Origin of the sequence: Microbispora rosea (genome assembly GCF_044460045.1) — a bacterium.
Classification (GTDB): domain Bacteria; phylum Actinomycetota; class Actinomycetes; order Streptosporangiales; family Streptosporangiaceae; genus Microbispora; species Microbispora rosea.
Map to the genome: position 1 here is coordinate 218,546 of NZ_JBITJO010000002.1, position 21,781 is coordinate 240,326.

Annotated in this window: 18 protein-coding genes and 2 tRNA genes; 9 read left to right on the top strand and 11 right to left on the bottom strand. The window is 72.4% G+C overall.

All coding sequences use genetic code 11. The annotated features are described in order from the left end of the window. Positions 1-13: 13 nt before the first annotated feature. Complete coding sequence (gene dusB / locus ACIBK1_RS08465) at positions 14-1,126, bottom strand: tRNA dihydrouridine synthase DusB (RefSeq protein WP_030505116.1); 1,113 nt, start codon at positions 1,124-1,126, stop codon at positions 14-16. 102 nt (positions 1,127-1,228) lie between these two features. Here dusB and ACIBK1_RS08470 point away from each other — a divergent pair, with 102 nt between their 5' ends. From ACIBK1_RS08470 to ACIBK1_RS08485, 4 genes are all read left to right on the top strand, one after another. Further along, a complete protein-coding gene (locus ACIBK1_RS08470; protein ID WP_143734110.1) occupies positions 1,229-1,891 on the top strand; it encodes an ACT domain-containing protein in 663 nt (220 codons plus the stop codon). Positions 1,892-1,970: 79 nt separating this feature from the next. Then, positions 1,971-2,042: transfer RNA gene (locus ACIBK1_RS08475), tRNA-Gly, on the top strand. Positions 2,043-2,072: 30 nt separating this feature from the next. Beyond that, positions 2,073-2,143 (top strand) — tRNA-Cys (locus ACIBK1_RS08480). Between the two features lie 325 nt (positions 2,144-2,468). Next, positions 2,469-3,206 (top strand): hypothetical protein, encoded by a 738-nt coding sequence (locus ACIBK1_RS08485; protein WP_396733461.1) that lies wholly within the window; start codon positions 2,469-2,471, stop codon positions 3,204-3,206. 129 nt (positions 3,207-3,335) lie between these two features. On the opposite strand, the gene ACIBK1_RS08490 is transcribed toward ACIBK1_RS08485, so the two are convergent. The 5 genes from ACIBK1_RS08490 to ACIBK1_RS08510 form a co-directional block, all read right to left on the bottom strand. After that, positions 3,336-4,037: a phosphatase PAP2 family protein gene (locus tag ACIBK1_RS08490; protein WP_396733464.1), complete on the bottom strand. Its 702-nt coding sequence runs from the start codon at positions 4,035-4,037 to the stop codon at positions 3,336-3,338. 52 nt (positions 4,038-4,089) lie between these two features. After that, the gene (locus tag ACIBK1_RS08495; protein WP_396733467.1) at positions 4,090-4,863 is read right to left on the bottom strand and encodes a phosphatase PAP2 family protein; all 774 of its coding nucleotides are present in this window, start codon (positions 4,861-4,863) and stop codon (positions 4,090-4,092) included. After that, positions 4,860-5,858, bottom strand: coding sequence for a YihY/virulence factor BrkB family protein (locus ACIBK1_RS08500; protein WP_396733470.1), 999 nt, complete (start codon positions 5,856-5,858; stop codon positions 4,860-4,862). Before ACIBK1_RS08500 ends, ACIBK1_RS08495 begins: the two co-directional genes overlap by 4 nt. Before the next feature lie 242 nt (positions 5,859-6,100). Continuing rightward, positions 6,101-6,823 (bottom strand): hypothetical protein, encoded by a 723-nt coding sequence (locus ACIBK1_RS08505; protein WP_051761092.1) that lies wholly within the window; start codon positions 6,821-6,823, stop codon positions 6,101-6,103. A gap of 186 nt (positions 6,824-7,009) precedes the next feature. Then, positions 7,010-7,402: a VOC family protein gene (locus ACIBK1_RS08510; RefSeq protein ID WP_030505123.1), complete on the bottom strand. Its 393-nt coding sequence runs from the start codon at positions 7,400-7,402 to the stop codon at positions 7,010-7,012. 50 nt (positions 7,403-7,452) lie between these two features. Here ACIBK1_RS08510 and ACIBK1_RS08515 point away from each other — a divergent pair, with 50 nt between their 5' ends. Next, positions 7,453-7,911, top strand: coding sequence for a MarR family transcriptional regulator (locus ACIBK1_RS08515; protein ID WP_204053555.1), 459 nt, complete (start codon positions 7,453-7,455; stop codon positions 7,909-7,911). Between the two features lie 58 nt (positions 7,912-7,969). On the opposite strand, the gene pgeF is transcribed toward ACIBK1_RS08515, so the two are convergent. Further along, the gene (gene pgeF, locus ACIBK1_RS08520) at positions 7,970-8,659 is read right to left on the bottom strand and encodes a peptidoglycan editing factor PgeF (protein WP_363537911.1); all 690 of its coding nucleotides are present in this window, start codon (positions 8,657-8,659) and stop codon (positions 7,970-7,972) included. 58 nt (positions 8,660-8,717) lie between these two features. On the opposite strand from pgeF, the gene ACIBK1_RS08525 reads away from it, so the two are divergent. Next, positions 8,718-9,773, top strand: coding sequence for a zinc-dependent alcohol dehydrogenase family protein (locus ACIBK1_RS08525; RefSeq protein ID WP_396733474.1), 1,056 nt, complete (start codon positions 8,718-8,720; stop codon positions 9,771-9,773). Here the strand turns inward: ACIBK1_RS08525 and glgA are convergent. Continuing rightward, positions 9,745-10,941: a glycogen synthase gene (gene glgA, locus ACIBK1_RS08530; RefSeq protein ID WP_396733477.1), complete on the bottom strand. Its 1,197-nt coding sequence runs from the start codon at positions 10,939-10,941 to the stop codon at positions 9,745-9,747. The genes ACIBK1_RS08525 and glgA overlap by 29 nt on opposite strands. A 4-nt stretch (positions 10,942-10,945) precedes the next feature. On the opposite strand from glgA, the gene glgC reads away from it, so the two are divergent. Both glgC and ACIBK1_RS08540 read left to right on the top strand, forming a co-directional pair. Further along, complete coding sequence (gene glgC, locus ACIBK1_RS08535) at positions 10,946-12,253, top strand: glucose-1-phosphate adenylyltransferase (protein WP_269321749.1); 1,308 nt, start codon at positions 10,946-10,948, stop codon at positions 12,251-12,253. 93 nt (positions 12,254-12,346) lie between these two features. Further along, entirely contained in the window at positions 12,347-13,198 is an 852-nt protein-coding gene (locus ACIBK1_RS08540; RefSeq protein ID WP_030505129.1) for a phosphotransferase enzyme family protein, read from the top strand. Here ACIBK1_RS08540 and ACIBK1_RS08545 read toward each other — a convergent pair whose 3' ends face one another. The 3 genes from ACIBK1_RS08545 to ACIBK1_RS08555 form a co-directional block, all read right to left on the bottom strand. Beyond that, complete coding sequence (locus tag ACIBK1_RS08545) at positions 13,199-18,520, bottom strand: non-ribosomal peptide synthetase/MFS transporter (protein ID WP_030505130.1); 5,322 nt, start codon at positions 18,518-18,520, stop codon at positions 13,199-13,201. A gap of 460 nt (positions 18,521-18,980) precedes the next feature. Next, a complete protein-coding gene (locus tag ACIBK1_RS08550; RefSeq protein WP_435872182.1) occupies positions 18,981-19,571 on the bottom strand; it encodes an Rv1733c family protein in 591 nt (196 codons plus the stop codon). A gap of 44 nt (positions 19,572-19,615) precedes the next feature. After that, the gene (locus tag ACIBK1_RS08555) at positions 19,616-20,380 is read right to left on the bottom strand and encodes an enoyl-CoA hydratase/isomerase family protein (protein ID WP_030505132.1); all 765 of its coding nucleotides are present in this window, start codon (positions 20,378-20,380) and stop codon (positions 19,616-19,618) included. Positions 20,381-20,493: 113 nt separating this feature from the next. On the opposite strand from ACIBK1_RS08555, the gene ACIBK1_RS08560 reads away from it, so the two are divergent. After that, positions 20,494-21,771, top strand: a complete 1,278-nt coding sequence (locus ACIBK1_RS08560) for a DUF5685 family protein (protein ID WP_030505133.1) — start codon at positions 20,494-20,496, stop codon at positions 21,769-21,771. Positions 21,772-21,781 lie beyond the last annotated feature (10 nt).

A 21,781-nucleotide genomic window follows, 5' to 3' on the forward strand; every position in this document is an offset into this window, starting at 1 on the left:
CGCCGTGGACGCGTCAGCCGCCGGAGGTGGGGTCCTCGGCTCCGGCGCCGGGGATCGTCATGTCGTCGGGGTCGTCGAGCCAGCCGTGCGGCAGCGACACCTTCGACCTCTCGCCGCTCTTGCCGCGCGGGCCGTCGGCCTCTTCCGGCCACGGCTGGTCCGCGTCGAGCTCGGCCACCCGCTCGGCCATCTCCGACAGCCGGGCGACCGAGGTGAGGGCGCGTCGGGTCTCGGCTCCGACGACGAAGCCCTTGAGATACCAGCCGACGTGCTTGCGGAAGTCGGCGAGTCCGTGCGGCTCGCTGCCGATGACCTCGCACAACAGCTCGGCGTGGCGCAGCATCATCGCGCCGACCTCTCCCAGGCGGGGCCGGACGCGCTCGGCCGAGCCCCGGAACGCCAGGTCGAGGTCGCGGAACAGCCATGGACGCCCCAGGCAGCCCCGCCCGATCACCACTCCGTCGCAGCCGGTCTCCGCGACCATGCGCAGCGCGTCGTCGGCGCTCCAGATGTCGCCGTTGCCGAGCACCGGGATCTCCGGCACCGCGTCCTTCAGCCGCTTGATCGCGTCCCAGTGCGCGGTGCCGCCGTAGTGCTGACGGGCCGTGCGGGCGTGCAGGGCGACGGCGGCCAGGCCCTCCTCCACGGCGATGCGGCCGGCCTCGACGTAGGTCAGGTGGTCCTCGTCGATGCCCATCCGCATCTTCATCGTGACCGGCAGCGGCCCGGCGCCGGCCACCGCCTCGCGCAGGATGGCGCGCAGCAGGTTGCGCTTGTACGGCAGGGCCGACCCGCCGCCCCTGCGGGTGACCTTGGGCACGGGACAGCCGAAGTTCAGGTCGATGTGGTCGGCCAGGTCCTCCTCGGCGATCATCCGCGCGGCCTTGCCGATGACGGCCGGATCGACTCCGTACAGCTGGATGCTGCGCGGGGACTCGTCCGCGCCGAACCGGATCATCTGGAACGTCAGCGGCACCCGCTCGACCAGCGCGCGCGAAGTGATCATCTCGGACACGAACAGGCCGCCGCCCTGTTCCCGGCACAACCTGCGGAAACCGATGTTCGTGATGCCCGCCATGGGAGCGAGCACCACCGGGGGCCAGACCTCGAGCGCGCCGACTTTCACGTGTTCATTCTCCCCGCTGCGGGCGGTGAGCCGTACAAGATCATGGACGTGAGGGTTTTGCCCCGGTTAATCTGACCTGGACCAACGGTGGGGGAGGTCGTCATGCTGCTACGGCTGAGAATCGCCTTGCCGGATCGGCCGGGCTCGCTGAGCCAGGTGACCGGGATCCTGGGGTCCGCGGGCGCCGACATCACGCAGGTGACGGTGCTCGATCGGGGCGACGGCCGCGCCCTCGACGACTTCACCGTCTACTGGCCCGACGCCGCCCCCCGCGAGGACCTCGTACGGGCCCTGGAAGGCGTGGACGAGGTCAGGATCGAGGGCATCTGGGGCACCAGGGAGGCACCCGGCACCTATCCGGAGCTGGAGATCCTGAAGTTCCTCACCACGGCGGGCGACCGCGCGCTCGGCACGCTGATCGACTCCATGCCGGTGCTGTTCAGCGCCGACTGGGCGGCGGCGGCGACCGAGAAGGACCCGCGCGTGGCCGTGTACGCGAGCTGGCGGGCGCCCGAGGACATCCCGTTCCCCGAGGAGACCCCGCCCCGGCCGACGGCCGCCACGCTGCCGTCCGGCCTGCACGTGATCGTCGCGCCGCTGCCGCCGCTGGCGCTGTCGCTGATGCTGGCCAGGGCGGAGGGGCCGGACTTCCACCGCAACGAGGTGCACCGGCTCACCCGCATCCTGGAGATCTTCCTGACCCTGCCCGCGATCGAGCGGGGAGCCGACCGCGTGTTCCGCAGACCGACCGCCCGGCCGTTCTGATCACACGACCGCAGCGTCGTTCCGAGTACACACCGCAGCCGAAAACCCGGTACAGTAGCCACGTCGCCGCAAGGCGGACGCGGAAGTGGCTCAGTGGTAGAGCATCACCTTGCCAAGGTGAGGGTCGCGGGTTCGAATCCCGTCTTCCGCTCCGAGAGGTCACAACTGCGGGCCTCGCTCTGGTGGAGTGGCCGAGAGGCGAGGCAGCGGCCTGCAAAGCCGCGTACACGGGTTCAAATCCCGTCTCCACCTCTGTTTTTCCAATCCGGACGTCGTCGCGCTCGGTGCGCCGTTTTTCGGCGGCCGAGGCGCCGACGGCCTGGTTCCCGGTCTCGGCCGGCCTCCGGCTCGGCTCCGCGACCCGGACGACCACAGGCAGACGTTCCGTTCCCGATTACCGCCGCGTTCCTGTGACGGCCGCATGGCCGTCGCGTGGCCGTCGCTGACGCGTCCCGGCATGCGTTGGGCAAGTCGAGGTAAGCCTTCTTCTCAACGTCCGATAACGGGCGCACACTGAAAGGGACACAACAGGCGATTCAGCGTGGAGTAGCTCGTGCACGGTCAGATGCCTCCAGCGATGCCCATGCTCTCTCGTGGCAAGCATCGCAATCCCAGCAAGGGCGCCTGCTTCATGGAGTTCGCGTCCTACCTCGCAGGTGAGCGGTGGAGCGACCATCCGTCGTGTACACACCCGCTGCTCGCCGGGCTCGCCCGCCTCGTCAACGACCACACCTCCGACGCCGCCCGGCCTCGACTGGCCGAGCTGATCCCGTCGGTGATCGGCCTGACGGGCGACGATCCGCGCCTCGACGCGCGGATCGCCCTGTGCGCGGCCAGGGCCGCGCTGCCGGTCGTCGCGCACGAGCGCCAGCTCGCGATGGCGGTCTCGATCCTGTCGGGCGAGCACGTGCTCGCCGAGATGGAGGGCCGCCGCGCCGGCTACCTGGACGAGCGCAGCAGGCAGGCGCTGGACCAGGTGCCGGACGCCGCCCGCTGGGCCTACACCTTCGGGCGCGGCGTGCGGATCTCGCCCAAGGGCTTCCGCAGGTACGCCGCGCCCAACACGGTGCAGCTCGCGGTGCGGGGCATCGCTCAGGCGTGCGTGTCCGACCCCGATCCGCTGCTGCGCGATTTGCTGGCCGACGCGATCGACGAGTGCTGGGCTCTGCTTCGTCCCGTCTCGGGAACCGGCGCACGACCCGGCGCCGGGACCGCCGCGGAGCCCGCGACGGTGACCGCCGCCGGACCCGCCCCCGCCGCGGTCGATCCCGCGCGCTGGGCGGACGCCTGCCGTCTCACCGGCCTTTCCGCCTGACCACCACGGCCACCGGCTCGCCTTCGAGCCGGCGGCCGATGAGGCGTGGCCTATGGGCCGGGGGCCGTGTGAGCCTCTGTGGCCGTGAGCTTCGTGGCCGCGTGAGCCGGGGTGGCCGCGTGAGCCTGGTCAGGTCAGCGCGGCCCCGCGTGCGGCCCGCTTCTTCGGCGTGCCGTGCCGCGTCGCCATGATCGGCCGCAGCAGCAGGGCCTGGGCGAGCACGACCACGCAGAAGATCCCGAGCACGTAGCCCCAGCTCACGTCGGTCAGATGGTGCATGCCTCGGTAGAGCCTGGCCAGGCCGACCGCCAGGGCCGCGCCCGCGCCGAGCAGCCACCACAGCGCCTTGAGGATCGTGTGGCGGTGCGTGTGCAGCGTGAGCACGAGCGCGGTGCCGCAGTAGAAGGCCACGGCGGCGCTGGTGTGCCCCGACGGATAGCTGGACGTGGGCGGCGCGGGGTCGAGGTGCGGCACGTGCGGGCGGGCCCGCTGCGCGAACACGGTCGCCAGCAGGAAGATCGCCGACTGGGCGCAGACGGCGGCCACCAGGAAGACCGACTCCCGCCAGCGCCTGTAGACGACCCGGAAGAGAATCGCCATGATCGTCGTTACCACGATGATCACAGGAGTGTCGGACAGCATCGAGCCGTAGTGGGTCACCTCGTTCCAGAACGGCGTGCGCTCCTGGGCGATCTCGCGGCTGACCGCCTCGTCCTGCGCGACGAGCGTCGAGTGCTCCAGGACCTTCGTGAGCAACAGGCCGAGCCCGAGTGTCACCAGGGCCATGAGCGCGAGCGGGAGCAGGATCCTCCGCGCCGTCTCCGCGGCCACTGCTCGTCGAGTGGGCCTCGGGGACGTCGGGGCGCTCCGGGCCGTGCCACGACTACGAACGGCGTCCAATTCGTCCTCCTTGGGGGGTGATCTCCCTCTTCGTCTCGGGCCCGACGCCTTCGCGTAACGGCTGGGCCGGTCGTCGGCCCATGTCGCGGCGGCGCCAGGTCTCGAAGGCGGCGGCCGTGGCGGCCACCACGGCCACGCCGAACACCAGCCCGCCCACCACGTCGCTGAACCAGTGCACGCCGAGCGCGATCCGGCTGAAGCCGACCGCGAGCGGGATCAGCACGGCGAGCGTCCAGGCGAGCACCCGCCCGCGTCCCCGCACGAGGGGCAGGACGAGCAGCAGCAGGACCCCGGCGCCGAGCACGGCGTTGACCGTGTGCCCCGAGGGGAACGACGCGCCGGGCGCGATGGCGACGGGGTCCGGCAGGCTGGGCCGGGCCCGCGCGACGATGACTTTCAGGGCCAGGCCGAGCAGGCCGCCGACCGCGATCGTGGTGGCCGCCCACAGGGCGAGGTGATAGGCGCGGCGCCAGACCAGCCAGGCGACCGCGGCGCCGACCGCGATCCGCCAGGTCAGCGGTGCGAAGACGTCGCTGATCAGTTCCATGAGCCGGGCGAAGCCGGGATCGCCGATCGCAAAGGCGTGCAGGTCCCACGCCGCGCCCTGGTCGATCTCGGTGAGCGGGCCGAAGGAGGTCTTGACGAAGACCAGCAGCACCGTGAACGGCACCACGATCAGCGCCAGTGCCGCCGTCGCCACCGTGAGCCGCAGGCCCAGTCCGTGTCCGGGGTCGAGCCGCCTGCGCCACCAGCTCATCGGCCGCTCCCGATCGGCTGCCGCTCCCGCGGCGAGGCCGGGGCGGGGCCGGGGTCGGGTGCGGCCGGCTCGCCGCGGCCCGCCCGGCAGGCCTCCAGCTGCGCCGAGAAGGAGAGCCCGAGGAAGAGCGCCATCGAGCTGAGGAACGACCACAGCAGCAGCGCCATGACCGCCGTCAGCGGGCCGTACGTCGCGCCGAAGGTGTGGCTGCTGGCGGTGTAGAGCGCGAGCAGCCAGGTGAGCAGCGTCCACAGCAGCACGGCGACCGTGGCCCCGACGGCGAGCCAGGTGTGGCCCGGCTGCCTGCGCCGGGGCGAGGCGCGGAACAGCACCGAGATCGACAGGACGGCGAGCAGGAAGCCGATCGGCCAGCGCAGCCAGCCCCACAGCCGCTGGGTCGTGTCGCTCCAGCCGTAGGCGTGCGCCGCGGCCTCGCCGACCGCGCCTCCGCCGACCAGGATGACGAAGCCGACGCTCATGAACAGCCCCGCCGTGACGGCCATCAGCAGCGCCCTGCCGTACTTGGCCGCGAAGGGGCGGTCGCGCTCGATCCCGTAGATGCGGTTGGCCCCGCGTTCGAACTGGCCCATGGCGGTGGTCAGCGACACCAGCGCGGTCAGCAGGCCGAGCCACAGGGCCAGCTTCCCTCCCGCGTCCGAGGCGTGGTGGCTCTGGTCGAGCGTCTCCTGGATCACCTGTGAGCCCGCACCGGGGGTCAACTGCCGCAGGGTGAGCTCGAGGAGCCGGCCGAAGCGTTCCTGGTGCAGCACCGAACTCAGGCCCACGATGGCGATCGCGCCCGGAATGATCGCGAGACAGGTCTGGAAGGCGAGGGAGCGGGCGTTGCTCGTGCCGTCGCCGTATCTGAACCGGACGTACGCGTCACGGATGAGGTGCCAACCGCCGTACCGTCGCATGGCGGCGTAGGCGTCGTCGGCCGACAGTTCGTCGCCGCTCATGCTCCTGGTCTCCGGCACCGGGGTCGCGGTTCCCATGTCAGTCCTCACGTCGTCAGGGGGTGGGGACCGCCGGGGCCGGGTCGCGGGCGGGCCTCCGGCGGTTCCCGCAGGCCCACCGACTACCCCGATCACGATGCTTGGAACGCCAGGCCGGTCAAAAGATCCACTGACCTGCGCGGAGACTTCCCGGTGACGCGCCGGAGGACCGGCCCGACCGGGCCGGTCCTCCGTGCTGGTCCTCCGTGCTGGTCTTCCGTGCCGTCGTCGCGGGCCTGCCGTCAGAGGACGGCGCAGCCGACGCGTACGGGAAGGCGGGGCGACCACCGGCCGGACACGACGTCCTGGGCCTGCGCGTAGGCGTTGGCCGCCTTGCCGCCTCCGGAGCAGTCGAACACGCCGGTCTTCTTGCCGAAGCTGCCGCCGGCGTAGCCGCTGTGCGCGCTCGCGCTCACCGTGCCGCTCCAGTAGAGCCTGCCGGTGTTGTAGCGGATGTAGAGCCTGACCTGGCCGACGTTGTAGTGGTCGCCGTTGAGCTTGAGGCGCGGGATGTCGTCGACCGAGGTGCTGGTCGCGGTGCCGTCGCCGTTGTCCACGGGCGGCACGGTGTAACGGCTGATCCACAGCCGGGCCGAGACCCTGCGGTCGGCCGCCTTGGCGTTGTCGGCCTTGGCCTGCCCGCGTACGGCGGGGGTGACGCACACGTCGTCGCCGGCGAACGCCTCGCGCCAGACGTACCCGTTGACGCAGGTGTGGGGGCCGAACGGGCCGGAGGTCCAGCGCGAGGCCCTGGCGGCGTTGTCGGCCTTGGTCTGCGTGCGGGTCGCGGGCGTCACGCAGACGACGTCGCCGGAGCGGGCCTCGCGCCAGACGTAGCCCTCCTGGCAGGTGTCGGGGCCGAAGTCGCCGCCGGCGGAGGCCGGGCCAGCCATGAGCGTGGCGGGGACGGTGACGGCCAGACCGGCGATCGCGGCGGCGGCCAGACCGAGCAGGGTGCGCTTCATGACAGTCTCCTGTGCTGCTGCGGGATGAGGGTGCTGGTTGGCGGTCCCGGTCCGGCCGTCGCCGCCGGGGCCGTGCACCTCAGTGATAGGCCCGCTCGCCTGCACCTCCCTTGCCGCAGGCTTTCCGCAACCGCCGCAAGCCCCTCGCAAGGCACGGACACGCAGAAGTCGCGCCCGGCAACAGGTCTAGTAGGACTGGAGCTCCAGCAGGTTGCCGTCGGGGTCGCGCAGGTGGGCGGTGCGGCAGGTCGGCCCCCATTCGGGCCGGGCGCTCGGCGGCGCCACGACCCGGCCGCCGTGGGCGGCCCCCACGGCGGCGGCGCGGTCGACGTCGTCCACGGTCAGGACCAGCATCGTCCCGTCGCGTCCGCCGTCGAGGTCAACGCCGGCGACCTTCGCGAGCATCTCGCGGTCGAGCAGGGCCAGCACCGCCTCCGCGTCCCGGTCCCAGTTGGCGTACGGCCCCGTCTCCGCGCCCTTGACGAGGTGCGCGCCCGCCACCGCGGTGAGCAGGCCGTCGTAGAAGCGGAAGCACTCGGCGAACCGGGAGGCGAGCACGCGAGGATAGAGAGCGTCCATGGAAATCCCTTGGTAAAGGCCAACGATTGGTTATGCCCTATCCTGCTCTCGTGAGCGACGTGCCGCAACTTCCCCCGTCCCTGCTCGGGATCACCGCGTTCCTGCTCTCGAAGGTCGGCGTCGCCGGGCGACGCCGCATGGGCGACCGGCTGCGCGGGCACGGCATCGGCCTGTGGGACATGGCCGTGCTGGCCGCGCTGCGCGACTTCGGCCCGGCGTCCCAGCGCGAGCTCGGCGCCCGGCTGGGCATCGACCCCAGCGACCTCGTGACGGTGATGGACACGCTCGTGCCGCTCGGCCTCGTGGAGCGCGAGCGCGACTCCGAGGACCGGCGGCGATACCGGGTCGCCGTCAGCCCCGAGGGCCGGGCCACGCTGGAGGCGGCCCTGCGCGAGGCGGGCGAGGTCCGAGACGACCTGCTGGCCGCGCTGGACGAGGACGAGCGGGCGACCCTGCACGCGCTGCTCCGTAAGGCGTACGCCGGGCTGGAACCGCGGGCCCGGGCCTGAGGCGCCTCCGGAGGCGGAACGAACAGTCCCAGGCGGAGCGGTGTCAGGCGGAGCGGTGTCAGGCGCCGGTGAGCCAGACGTAGCCGGCGAAGCGGCCGGTGCGCTGCTCCCGCCGGTAGGAGTAGAGGTCGGCCGTCTCGATCGTGCAGCGGTCGTCGTGCCGGACGTCGGCGACGCCGGCCCGGGCGAGCTGGGCCGCGATCCCGGCCCGGATGTCGAGCGCGGGCGTGCCGTGCCGGGTCCGCGACCGGGTCTCGGGCACGCGGGCCGCGACGCGCTCGCACAGGTCCTCCGGCACCTCGTAGCACAGACCGCAGGCCGACGGCCCGATCACGGCCGTCATCCGATCCGGCCGTGCGCCCCGCGCGGCCATCGCCTCGACCAGGGCGGGGACCACGCCCGCCTCCGTGCCCGGCCGCCCCGAGTGCGCGCCGCCGACCAGTCCGGCCACCGGATCGGCCACCAGCACGGGCGCACAGTCGGCGACCAGGACCGCCAGGCCAAGCCCGGGACGGCCGGTGAACACCCCGTCCAGCGCGGGCGGTTCCTCCCCGAACGGCTCCTCCACGTAGGCGACGTCGGTCCCGTGGACCTGGCGCATGAAGACCACCCGGTCGAGCCCGAACTCCGCGGCCGTCTTCGCCCGGTTCTCGGCGACCGCCGCCGGGTCGTCCCCCACCGCCCCGCCGAGGTTGCGGGTTCCGTAGGGCTCGGCGCTCACGCCGCCGTGCCGGTCGGTGAAGGCCATCCGCACCCGATCGATCGCAATCACCCGATTAGCGTACGGCCTGGGAAAGGAGCGTGACATGCGCGCGGTTGTGTACGAGGAGTTCGGCGGGCGGGCCGAGGTGCGCGAGGTGGCGGACCCGGTGGCGCCGCCGGACGGCGTCGTGATCAGGGTCGAGGCGACCGGGGCGTGCCGCAGCGACTGGCACGGATGGATGGGCCACGACGCGGACATCACCGTGCTGCCCCACGTGCCCGGGCACGAGCTGGCGGGTGTGGTCGACTCGGCCGGCCCGGGGGTGCGCGACTGGCGGCCGGGCGACCGGGTGATGGTGCCGTTCATCTGCGCCTGCGGCAGCTGCCGCGAGTGCACGACCGGCAACCAGCAGGTGTGCGAGCGCCAGACGCAGCCCGGCTTCACCCACTGGGGGTCGTTCGCCGAACTGGTGGCGATCGACCACGCCGACGTGAACCTCGTGCGGCTGCCGGACGGCATGGCGTTCGCCACGGCGGCGAGCCTGGGCTGCCGCTTCGCCACCGCGTTCCGCGCGGTCGTCGAGCAGGGGCGGGTGCGGGCGGGCCAGTGGCTCGCCGTGCACGGCTGCGGCGGGGTCGGCCTGTCGGCCGTGATGATCGGCGCCGCCATCGGGGCGCGGGTCGTCGCGGTCGACGTGTCGCCCGCGGCGCTCGACCTGGCCCGGCGGTTCGGCGCGGCCGAGTGCGTCCTGGCCGGCGAGGACGGTTCTCCCGAGGAGGCGGCCGCGCGGGTCAGGGCGGCCACCGGGGGCGGCGGCGCCCACGTCTCCCTCGACGCGCTGGGCGACCCCGCCACCTGCGCCGCGTCGATCGGCAGCCTGCGCAGGCGGGGCCGCCACGTGCAGGTGGGCCTGCTCCCCGGGCGGACGGCCCTGCCGATGGGCCGGGTCATCGCGCACGAGCTGGAGATCGCGGGCAGCCACGGCATGGCCGCCCACGCCTACCCGCCGATGCTTGAGCTGATCGCGGCGGGCGTGCTCCGCCCCGATCTGCTGGTCACCCGCACCGTCGGCCTGGACGACGCGCCGGACGCGCTGACCCGGCCGGGCGCGCACCCGGGCGTCACCATGATCATCCCGAGCTCGTCCCCGGTCGGGTGAGCGACGCGTAGAGCTCGTGGGTGCGCTCGGCGATCCGCCGCCAGGAGAAGTGGTCGATCGCGCGCACGCGCCCGGCCTCGCCCATCGCGGCCGCGAGGCCCGGATCGCCGAGCACCGCGTTCACCCGCTCGGCCAGCGCCGCGGCGAACGCCTCCGGGTCGTGCGGCTCGCCGTCCGCGCCCTGGTCGATCGGGACGAGCAGGCCCGTCTCGCCGTCGGCGACGACCTCGGGGATGCCTCCGGTCGCGGTCGCGACGACGGCGGTCTCGCACGCCATCGCCTCCAGGTTCACGATGCCCATCGGCTCGTAGACCGAGGGGCACACGAACACGGTGGCGTGCGTGAGGATCTGGATCACCTCGGGCCTGGGCAGCATCTCGGAGATCCACACCACGCCCTTGCGGGAGGCCGACAGCTCGCGCACGAGCGCCGTGACCTCCTCGGCGATCTCCGGCGTGTCGGGCGCGCCCGCGCACAGCACGAGCTGCGCCGCCGGGTCGAACGACCGGGCCGCGTGGAGCAGGTGCACTAGGCCCTTCTGCCGGGTGATCCGCCCCACGAAGACGACGTACGGCACGGCCGGGTCGATGCCGTGCTTCACCAGGGCCTCGGTGCCCCGGGACGGCGCGTACTCCTCCGTGTCGATGCCGTTGTGGATCACTCGCACGCGGTCGGCGGGGACCTCCGGGTAGGCCGTGAGCACGTCGCGCCGCATGCCCTCCGACACCGCGATGATCGCGTCGGCCGCGTGGAGCGCGGTCCGCTCCGCCCACGACGAGAGCGTGTAGCCGCCGCCGAGCTGCTCGGCCTTCCACGGGCGCAGCGGCTCCAGGCTGTGCGTGGTCATCACGTGCGGCACGCCGTACAGCATCTTCGCGACGTGACCGGCGAAGTTCGCGTACCAGGTGTGGCTGTGCACGACGTCGGCGCCCTCGCAGCCGGCCGCCATCTCGACGTCGACCCCGAGCACCTGCAGGGCGGCGTTCGCGCCGGACAGGCCCCCGGGGACCGGGTAGGCCCGCACGCCGGGCTCCTCGCGCGGGGCGCCGAAACAGCGAACCCGTACGTCGGCCAGCCCGCGAAGCTCCCGCGCGAGGTACTCGACATGGACTCCGGCGCCGCCGTACACCTCGGGCGGATACTCGCGGCTCAGCAGATCGACACGCATACGAGTGAGCTTAGAGTCCCCGATCCGCACTGTTTGCCGGTGTCCCTGGTGTTTGTTAGCCATTTCGCGGGTTAAGGTCCTGCCTATGAAGGTCCTGGCGATCGTGCTTGCGGGTGGAGAGGGCAAGCGGCTGATGCCGCTCACCGCGGACCGGGCCAAGCCCGCCGTGCCCTTCGGCGGCATCTACCGGCTCATCGACTTCGTACTGTCGAACCTGGCGAACGCGCACTACTGGCAGATCGTGGTGCTGACGCAGTACAAGAACCACAGCCTGGACCGGCACATCTCCCGGACGTGGCGGCTGTCGTCGATGCTCGGCAACTACGTGACCCCCGTGCCCGCGCAGCAGCGGCTCGGGCCGCACTGGTTCGCCGGATCGGCCGACGCGCTGTTCCAGAACCTCAACCTGATCTACGACGAGATGCCCGACCACGTGATCGTCTTCGGCGCGGACCACATCTACCGGATGGATCCCCGCCAGATGGTCGACCAGCACATCGACTCGGGCGCGGACGTGACCGTCGCCGCGATCCGCCAGCCGCTCGAACTGGCCGACCAGTTCGGGGTCATCGAGGCGGACCCCTCGGGCCGCAGGATCGTCGCGTTCCGCGAGAAGCCGAAGGACGCGGTGGGCCTGCCCGACGCGCCCGACCAGATCTTCGCCTCGATGGGCAACTACGTCTTCAAGACCCAGGCCCTCATCGAGGCCGTGCGCGAGGACGCCCTCGACCCCAGCAGCAGGCACGACCTCGGCGGCAACATCATCCCGATGTTCGTCAAGAGCGGCGGCGCCGAGGTGTACGACTTCGCGAACAACGTGGTGCCCGGCTCCACGGAGCGCGACCGGGGCTACTGGCGCGACGTGGGGACGCTCGACGCCTACTACGAGGCCAACATGGACCTCATCTCGGTGCAGCCGGTCTTCAACCTCTACAACGACCGGTGGCCGATCTACACCGGCAACGATCCCCTGCCGCCGGCGAAGTTCGTGCACAACGAGGGCGACCGGGTGGGGCACGCGCTGGATTCGCTCGTGTCGCCCGGCGTGATCGTGTCGGGCGGCACCGCGCTGCGCTCGATCCTGTCCCCCGGCGTGGTGCTGCACTCCCATTCGCACGTCGAGGACTCGGTGCTGATGGGCTCGGTCAAGATCGGCAGGGGCGCGATCGTCCGCAAGGCCATCATCGACAAGAACGTGGTCATCCCCGACGGCGCCCGGATCGGCTTCGACCCGGAGTACGACCGCCAGCGTTTCGCGGTGACCCGCAGCGGTGTCGTCGTGATCGGGAAGAACGAGATCGTCGAGCGCTGAGCCCAGCGGGCGCGCGGGCCCTGCGCCGGTCATCAGCCGTAGGCGGGCGGCCAGGACCTTCCCGCATCCTCCCCGAGCGCGGAGAATGTGCGGATGGATCTCGATATCAGCGGGGTGTGTGACGCGTTCGGCCTCGGCCTGGCGGTGACGCGGGGGCTGCGGGTGGCCGGCTACTACCACAACGAGGTGTGGCGGCTCGACACGATCACCGGCGCGTACGCCGTGAAGCGGCTGCCGCCGTCGGCCGCGCCCGCCGTGGAGATCGAGGTCTCCGCCTGGCGGGCGGGCCTCCCGGTGCCCGAGCCGGTCCCGTCGCCCGCGACAGGAGCGTACGTGGTCCCCGTCGGGGACGGCTGCGTCCGGGTGCACCGCTGGCTCGACGGGAAGGCGCCCGCCCTCGGCGATCTCAGCCCCGAGCTGTCGGAAGCGATGGGCGAGCTGGTGGCCGCCGTACACACGGCCGGTCGTGACATCGCCCCTCAGGAACCGCCGCGGGCGGACCCTTCCGGCCACCCGGCCACGGATCCGGCGTACGGACTGGCCGGCCTCGCGGCCGCGACCGCGCGACCGGCCGGCGTGGGCACCCTGACCATGTCCCACGGCGACCTGCACCCGAAGAACGCCCTGCTCCGGTTCGACGGCAGCCTGGCGATCATCGACTGGGACACCGCCGGTCCGTACGTCGCCGAGCAGGAGGCCGCGGGCATGGCCCTCGACTGGGCGGCCCGCCTCGACGGGAGCGCCGACCTCGACCGATTCGACGCCGCCGTGTACGGCTACCGCAAAGCCGGCGGCGACATCCCGGCGGAGCCCTGGGTCTTCGGCGGCTGGGTGCGCGGTTATCTGGCCTTCCTCGACGGAGCCGGGCGGAACGAGCCCACCGGCACGCTCGCCCGGCTCCGCTGGGTCGAGGCCAACCTCGACGCGCTGACCCGGCGCCTCTAACTATGCGGCGGCGCGACGCTTGATGGCCTCGACCCCGACGAGGTCGTCGGGCAGCGCGTCCGGCATCTCGGTGTCGAGGCGGGCCAGCCGCCTCACCCGCAGGGCGCCGGCCGCCACGAGGACCATGCCCAGCGCGCACACCAGATAGAGGAAGGCGATCCCACGGCCGGGGCCCACCCCGATCAGGGCGCCCACGGTGGAGGCGAGCGCCCCTCCCGGGGCCAGCATCGGGTCGAACAGCGCGGTGCCGAGCGGGGCGACCAGGCCGATGCCGACGGGCAGCGTCGACCAGGCGACCAGCGTGTTGAGCGCGAAGACCCGTCCGTGGAACCGCGCGGGCACCTTGATCTGCACGATCGTGACGTAGATGCCGTTCATCAGCGTGAGGAAGTAGCTGAGCGCGAACGCCCCCACGCCGACCACGGCGAGCGACGGAGCGAGGCCGGTGACGACGGCGCCCGCCGCGATGGCCACGGCGAAGGCCAGCACACCGCGGAACCGCCCGCGGCGCGGGCCGCCCCACAGCGACATGGTCAGCCCGCCGAGCAGGACGCCGAGCCCGGACACCAGCGAGACGACGCTGACGTCCTTGAGCGTGGCGAAGGAGAGCACCAGCGGCGAGACCAGCAGGAGCAGCGGGGACAGGAACACGTTGAGCACGGCGAAGAACACCAGCGTCGAGCGCAGGCCCCGGTCGTGCCACGTGTACGTGAAGCCCTGGGCGATCTCCGTGCCCAGCGGCTCGCGCGGCCGCCAGGGAAGCGTGTCGGGGAAGCGGACCAGCAGCACCGTGACGATGGCGAACGCGTAACTCGCCACGTCGATCGCCACGATGCCGCCGAGCCCGATCCAGGCCAGCAACCCGGCCGCGACGAGGGGGACGACGAGCTGCGCGACGCCGTTGGTCATCTGGGTGACGCCGATGGCGTGACCGAGATAGTGCTTGGGGACGAGTTGCGGCACCGCCGACTGGTAGGCCAGCCGCTGGAAGGTCGCCGCCACCGACAGGCTGACGATCAGCAGGTAGATCTGCCAGATCCGTATGTCGCCGAACAGGAGCAGCCCGGCCAGCACGGCCTGGATCCCGGCCGAGGCGCAGTCGGCGAACAGCATCACGCGACGCCGGTCCGCCCGGTCCACGATCGCCCCGGCCAGCGGGGAGATCAGCAGCCCGGCCAGGTTGAGCACGGCCAGCGTGGAGAACTGCCCGATCGAGCCGGAGTCCATGAGGACGGTCAGCGGCAGGGCCCACCCGGTGAGGGCCGAACCGATCATCGAGAGCTGCTGCCCGGCGGAGATCGTGAGGAAGCGGCCCATGCTGGGCCGCACGCCCTGCTCGTCGGACCCGGGCGGGGCGGACCCGCGCGAGACCGCGTGCACCCACCACGAGGGGTTGCCCGAGCGGTCGGAGACCTCCAGGTGGGTGTGGGTGCGCAGGGCGGCGGCCAGTTCCTCCGCGCGGTAGCGCAGGAAGTAGTGGCCGCCCTCGTCCAGCACGACGAGCGCCGTGACCTCGGTGAGGAAGCCCCACTCGCGGTAGCGCTCCGCGTAGAAGTCGGTGGCGGGGTCGCGCTCGCCGATCACCGAGATGATCGGAGCGCGTAACCGTGGCCGGTCCGGCGCGTCGAACAGCCCGGTGAAGTACTTCTCCGCGGCCTTGGAATCATGGCGCATCGTGCGGATGATCCGGTCGGCCACGCCGGGATCGAGCTCCTCAAGATCCACCCCACGGGCCTTGAGACGGTTGATGTCGGTCTGGCTGCTGCGGAGGCGGTCGAACTCCCCGATTCTCGACAGCGCGCGCATGAGCCCGCGCGGCCGGGCGAACGGGAAGATCGCCCCGACGTAGGCGGCGTCCACGGCACGGCCCGTCGCCTCGACCCTGGTGGCCAGCTCGACCGCGAGCGCGGCACCGACCCCGCAGTGGCCGTAGATCACCAGGGGACCCTCGATGGCGAGGATCTCCTCGGTGGCGCGGGCGGCCAGCTCGGCGAACTCCATCGGCTCCTCGTCCAGGCCCACGTCGTGGCCGGGGATCGCGAGCGCGTACAGTGCCTGGCCGGCCGGCAGGGCGTCGGCCAGCGGCTGGTAGACCACGGCGCTGCCCGACCCGTACGGCACGCACACGTAGGTGACGCTCGCCGTACGTGCCGGGGTGAGCCGCTGGAGCAGCGGGCGAGGGCCGTCCTCACCGGAAGCGGCGTAGGCCGCCAGTTCGCGCACGGTCCGGTAGGTGAAGACGTCCACCAGCCCCACCTGCGCGGATCCGGCGGGGAGCGCCCTGCGGAGCTTCGCGACGACCTGGACGGCGAGCAGCGAGTGGCCGCCGAGATCGAAGAAGTCGTCGTCGGCCCCGATCCGCTCGGCCCCCAGCACGTCGGCCCAGACGGCCGCGACGGCCCGCTCGGTCTCGGTCTGCGGCTCGGCGTACGGCACGTCGGCCTGGACCTGCGGGACGGGCAGGGCGGCCCGGTCGAGCTTGCCGTTCGGCGTGAGCGGAAGGGCGTCGAGCGCGACGAACATCGACGGCAGCATGTACTCCGGCAGCGTGCCCCTGATCGCCGCCCGCACCTGGGCCGGCTCGGGCACGTCGTCGCCCGTGAGGTAGGCGACCAGCCGGGGGTCGCCGGGCACGTCCTCGCGTACGATCACCGCGGCGTCCCGCACACCGGCCTTCTCGCGGAGCACGGCCTCGATCTCGCCGAGCTCGATGCGCAGGCCGCGCAGCTTGACCTGGCCGTCGAGGCGGCCCAGGAACTCGATCGTGCCGTCCGGCAGCCGGCGGGCCGCGTCGCCGGTGCGGTAGCGGCCTCCGGCGAACCGCTCGGCGGTCAGCTCCGGGCGGGCGTGGTAGCCGAGCGCGACGCCCACGCCGCCGATGTACAGCTCGCCGGGCACCCCCACGGGCACGGGCTCGCCGTGGCGGTCGAGCACGTGCAGCGTGATGTTCTGGATGGGCGAGCCGATCGGCACCCTCGCGCGGCCCGCCAGCGCGGACGGCGTGCACTGCCAGGCGGAGACGTCGACGGCCGCCTCGGTGGGACCGTACAGGTTGTGCAGTTCGGCCGGGAGCGTGCGCAGGCAGCGCTCGGCCAGGTCGACGGGCAGTTCCTCCCCGCTGCACACGATGACGCGCGGCGAGGTGCAGGTCTCCACGCCCTCTTCGGCGAGGAACGCGCCGAGCATGGACGGCACGAAGTGCAGGACGGTCACCCGCTCGGCGTTGATCAGGTCACGCAGGTACGCGGGGTCGCGGTGGCCTCCGGGCTCGGCCAGCACGAGCCGCGCGCCGGTGAGCAGCGGCCAGAAGAACTCCCACACCGAGACGTCGAACCCGGCCGGTGTCTTCTGCAGCACCACGTCGGCGCCGGTGAGCCGGAACCGTTTCTGCATCCAGTCGAGCCGGTTGACGATGCCGCGATGGCTGTTGGGCACGCCCTTCGGCCGGCCGGTGGAGCCGGAGGTGTAGATCATGTAGGCGGCCGTGCCGGGCCCGCCTCTCGCCTCGGGTGCGGTCGCCGGCAGCCCGTCCCATACGGCGTTCAGATCGAGCGGCAGGATGACGGCGCCGCCGGTGGCCAGCCGCTCGGCCAGGTCCTGCTGGGTCAGCACGACGGGCGCGCCCGAGTCCGACAGCATGAACGCCAGCCGGTCGGCGGGGTAGCCGGGGTCGAGCGGCACGTACGCCGCGCCGCTCTTGAGCACGCCGAGCAGCGCGGCCACCAGGTCGAGCGAGCGTTCGGCGCAGACCGCGACCAGACCGCCCGGCTCCACGCCGAGCCCCACGAGGCGGTGCGCGATCCGGTTGGCCCGCTCGTCGAGCTGCCGGTAGGTCCACGACCGCCCGTCGAAGGTCACCGCGACGGCCTCGGGGGTGCGGGCGACCTGCTCCTCGATCAGGCCGTGCAGGGTGGCCGTGTCCGGGTAGTCCGCGCCGGTCGCGTTCCATCCGGCGATCAGCGCGTCGTCGCCCGTCAGCGGCAGCCGGCTGATCGGGACGTGCGGGTCGCGCACGATCGCGCGCAGCAGGTCCTCGAACTGCCCGGCCATCCGGGCGATCGTGCTCTCGCGGAACAGCTCGGGCCGGTAGGTGAACGCGCACTGCAGGCCCCCGTCGCCGGTGGGCACGGCGTACAGCTCCACGTCGTGCCTGGTCGACGTGGGGGCCAGCCCGAGGACCTCGATGCCGTCGCCGGGGGCGAACTCGTTCATCGAACAGATCGTGTCGATCAGGGGCGGCCTGCTGGTGTCCCGCGGCACGCCGAGGGCGTCGACGAGCTGGGCGAAGGGCAGTTCCTCGTGATCGAGCGCGGCGAGGACCGTGTCCCTGGTCCGGGCGAGCAGCTCGGCGAACGTGGGCTCGCCGTCCAGCCGGGCCCGTATCGCCAGCATGTTGACGAACATGCCCACGACGTCCTCGAACTCTGGTCTGTTCCGCCCGGCCACCGGCACGCCGACGGCGAAGTCGTCCTGGCCGGTCAGCCGGGAGAGCAGGACCTGGTAAGCGGCCAGCAGGGTCATGAACGTGCTCGCGCCGTGGTCCCTGCCCAGCGCGGCGACGCCGTCCATCAGATCCGGCGCGAGGGAGCGCACGTGGGTCGTGCCGTCGAGTGTCTGAAGCGCCGGGCGGGGCCGGTCCGTCAGGAGTTCGAGGCGCGGCAGCCCGGCCAGCTCCCCGCACCAGTAGGTCAGCTCGCGGTCGAGGGACCGCTCACGCTGCCACACGGCGATGTCGCCGAAGCGTACGGCGGGTGCGGGCGGCTCCTCGCCGCGGCAGAGCGCGAGCAGGTCGCGCATGAGCAGGTGCAGCGCCTGGCCGTCGGCCACGATGTGGTGCACCAGCAGGGCGACGATGTGCTCGTCCTCGCCCTTGCTCACGACGACGCACTTGAGCAGCGGGCCCCGGGCGAGGTCCAGCGGGATGGCGGTCTCGGCGCCGATGAGCGCGATCGCCTCCTCGTCCGTGACCGCCGTGGTGCGGTTCAGCGGCACCTCCGTCGTGTCCACGACGTGGACGGCGGGCCTGCCCTCCTCGGTCGCGGGGAACCGCTGGCGCAGGCCCTCGTGCCGGTCCGGCAGCGCGGCGAGCGCGTGGGCCAGCCGGTCCTCGTCCAGCGGCTCACGTAGCCGTACGGCGAGCACGAGGGTGTAGGTGGTGGTGCCCGGCGTGAACTGCTCCATGAACCACAGCGGCTCCTGGGCCGGGGACATCGGCGGTTCGACGCCCTCCGGGCGCCGGGGAATGGGATCGCGTGCGGAGCGGGCCCGCAACCTGCGTCGGAGCAGTTCTCGCTTGGCGTCTGACAGGTCAGCCACAGACATGTGACACGGCCCTTCGATGGCGTACACGCGGACAGATCACGCACGCAGCGAAACGATCTTTTGTCGGCTATGAATCACATACAGCCACATTTAGTGATCTAGACGTTTATCCGTCACTGTACGGCCACGGCACCGTGTCCGGACGTTGGTAATGGCGGCCGGGGTGGTTTCGGGTGACGATCGGCGCTCGCCGCACGTATCGCCGCTGAAACTTTCATCCGGCGATCTGTCGTCCGGCTCGGCCGGTACGAGGCGACCTACGGCCGGACCGCTGAGACCCCCGTGCAGGAGTGGGACGGATACGAGCCCTACACCCTGACCTCGGCCGAGTTCGACGACACGTGGAACCGGGCCCGTCGGCGCCTCCACGGCAACCGCTGAGCCCCCAAGGGCTCATCCCGCGTCAGGGCGCCCTGCAGTCGCGGGCCCCGCCGTCGTGAGCCTTGTGTCGTGGGCCCGGTCAGCGGCCGTTGATCCGCCACATGGGCTCGACCACGGTCCACTGGGCCTCCCATGCCCGGCGGGCCCTGCGCTGGTTGAGCAGGCGGGTGGAGGTCACCAGCAGCGCGAGGATCGCGGCGGCGGCCAGCGGGACGCCCGTGCCGACGGTCAGCGCGGCGACCACCGTGGTCTCCCGGTCCTGCGGCCTGGGCGCGATCACGCCTTTGTCGTCGGTCCAGATGCGCACGGTCTCGCCCGCGTGCTGGCTGGGCGGGACCTCGATGACACCGGCCCTCATCGTGCCGTCGGGGGCCACCCAGGTCGCCTGGGCATGCCCGACCGCCGCTCCGGCCACCGACAACCGGGGCGTCGTCACGTCGCCGGTCAGCGTGGCGACGACCTGATGCCGGGCATGCGCCTGCTGGGCCTCGGTTCTCAGGCCGTTGCCGTACTCGCGCAAGCCGAGCATCACGCCGAACACGATCGCGGCCACGACTCCCAGCACTGCGGCAAGCCGAACCACCGCTTCGACCCGGTCACACCGGCGCCGAAGCGGATTCCTGTCAAGGCCCAGCCAGCGGGCGAACCTGGCGAATAGATTCTGCGACATCTCACACCTCACAGGGTCATTACCACTGCGAGTCCCGTTTATGCCTATTTTGCATGCCAAGAGAATCCAGGGGAACGCCCCTCCCGATATGCCCGGACACCTTCGGCTATTTCCCCGCTCTCCCTGGCCTCCCGCTGCCAGGCGCGCACCTCGGCCTCCCCGGCCCGGCCGTCGACGATCTGCTTGGCCGCCGTCAGCGTCAGCCGGGACCTGCCGGCGATCGTGGCCGCCAGGCCGTACACGCGGTCGCGGAGGTCCTCCGGGCGGCGGACCTCGTCGACGAGGCCGGTACGTAGGGCGTGATCTGCGTCGATGAGATCCGCGGAGAAGAGCAGGAGCTTCGCGGTGGCGGGTCCGGCGATCTCCGCGAGCCGCCGCGTGGAGCTGAGCGGGTAGACGATCCCGAGCTTGGCCGGGGTGACGCCGAAGCGGGCCCCGTCCGCCGCGACGCGCAGATCGCAGGCGAGTGCGAGCTGGCATCCGCCGCCGACGCAGTATCCCTCGATCATCGCGATCACGGGTTTGGGAAAGGTCATGAGTGCGTGCTCTGCGACAACGGTAATACCGGTGTCATCGTCGTTATCGCCAAGCTCATGAATTTCCGAAATATCAGCCCCGGAACAGAAAGTTCCACCCGCTCCGGTGAGGACGAGCACGCGCACCTTCGGATCGGCGGCGAGGTCCGCGAGGATGCCCGGCAGCGCCCGCCACATGGCGGCGGTCACGGCGTTCCGCTTGGCGGGCCGGTTGAGGGTGAGGGTGGCGACGTGCTCGGCGAGGGTCAGTTCGAACCCGTCGGTAACTTCCATTCCTCGATTGTGCAGACCGCCGCCCGGCTGCGGCCACAGGGCCCCGGCCCCTGATGGCATAATCGCCGCGCAACGGGACGATCCCGTACGCATGACCCCCAAGGAGTCTCTGGGTGTTCGGGATCCTCCGGCCGTGTGCCCGCCACTCCTGTCCGACCGTCCACGAGGCCTGGCGCGCGCACCTGTGCGGGCTGTGCCTGACGTTGCGAGACCGGCACGGGCATCTGGCCCGCATGGCCACCAACTACGACGGCCTCATCCTGTCGGTCCTGACCGAGGCCCAGGCACGGGCCCAGGACCGGGCCCAAGGCCGGGCACGGTCGCGGGACGGGGCCGGGGCCGGGCCGAACCGGCGCACCGCCGGGCCCTGCGCGCTGCGGGGCTTCCAGCGGGCGGAGGTGGTGCCGTCGGACGACCGGGGCGCCCGCCTGGCCGCCGTGGTCTCGCTGGCCCTCGCCTCGGGCAAGATCCGCGACCACGCGTCCGACGGCGACGGCATCGCGGCCCGCCGCGTGGCCGGAGTCCCCCTGCGCGCCACGGCCGCCGCCTGGGCCTCGGCCGCCCGGCGCGGCGCGGAGTCGATCGGCTTCGACACGGCCGTCCTGACCGAGGTCTCCGCCCGCCAGGCGCTGCTGGAAGCGTCCCCCGGACGGGGGCTGCTCGACGTCACCGAGCCCACCGAGACCGCCGTGGCCGCGGCCTTCGCGCACACCGCCGTGCTCGCCGACCGGCCGGGCAACGCCGAGAGCCTGCGTGAGGCCGGCCGTTTCTTCGGCCGGATCGCGCACCTGATCGACGCGGTCGAGGACCTCGCCGAGGACCGGGCCCGCGGGGCGTACAACCCGCTGGACGCGACCGGCACCTCGCCCGCCGAGGCGCGGCGCGTGTGCGAGGAGGCGCTGCACGGGCTGCGCCTGGCCGTACGCGACCTCGACCTGGAGGAGCGGCACCTGGTCGAGGCGCTGCTGTGCGGCGAGACCCGCCGCGCCGTCGACCGGGCGTTCGGGCCGCGCGCCCACGGCGCCGCCTGCGCGGCGCACCGCGCGCCCGCCGGGGACACCTCCCCGGTGCCGCCCGACGCCGCACCCGACACCGCGCCCGGCGGCTCCCCCGAGGGCCCCGGCGACCGCCCGGGGATCGCGCTGACGGCGCTGGCCGGGGCGGCGATCTTCCTGACCTGCGGGCTCTACCGCCCGCCGTGGAGTGAGCATCGGAACGCGCCGTGGACCGAGCGCTGCTGCTGTGACAGCTGCGACTGCCCCGACTGCTCGGGTTGTTGCGACTGGTGCGACTGCTGCTCGTCGTGCTCCGACTGCTGCTCGGAAGACGGCTGCTGCTCGGGCGACGGCTGCTGCTGTGGAGACGGCTGCTGCTGCGACTGCGGTTCCTAGTGGCGCCGGG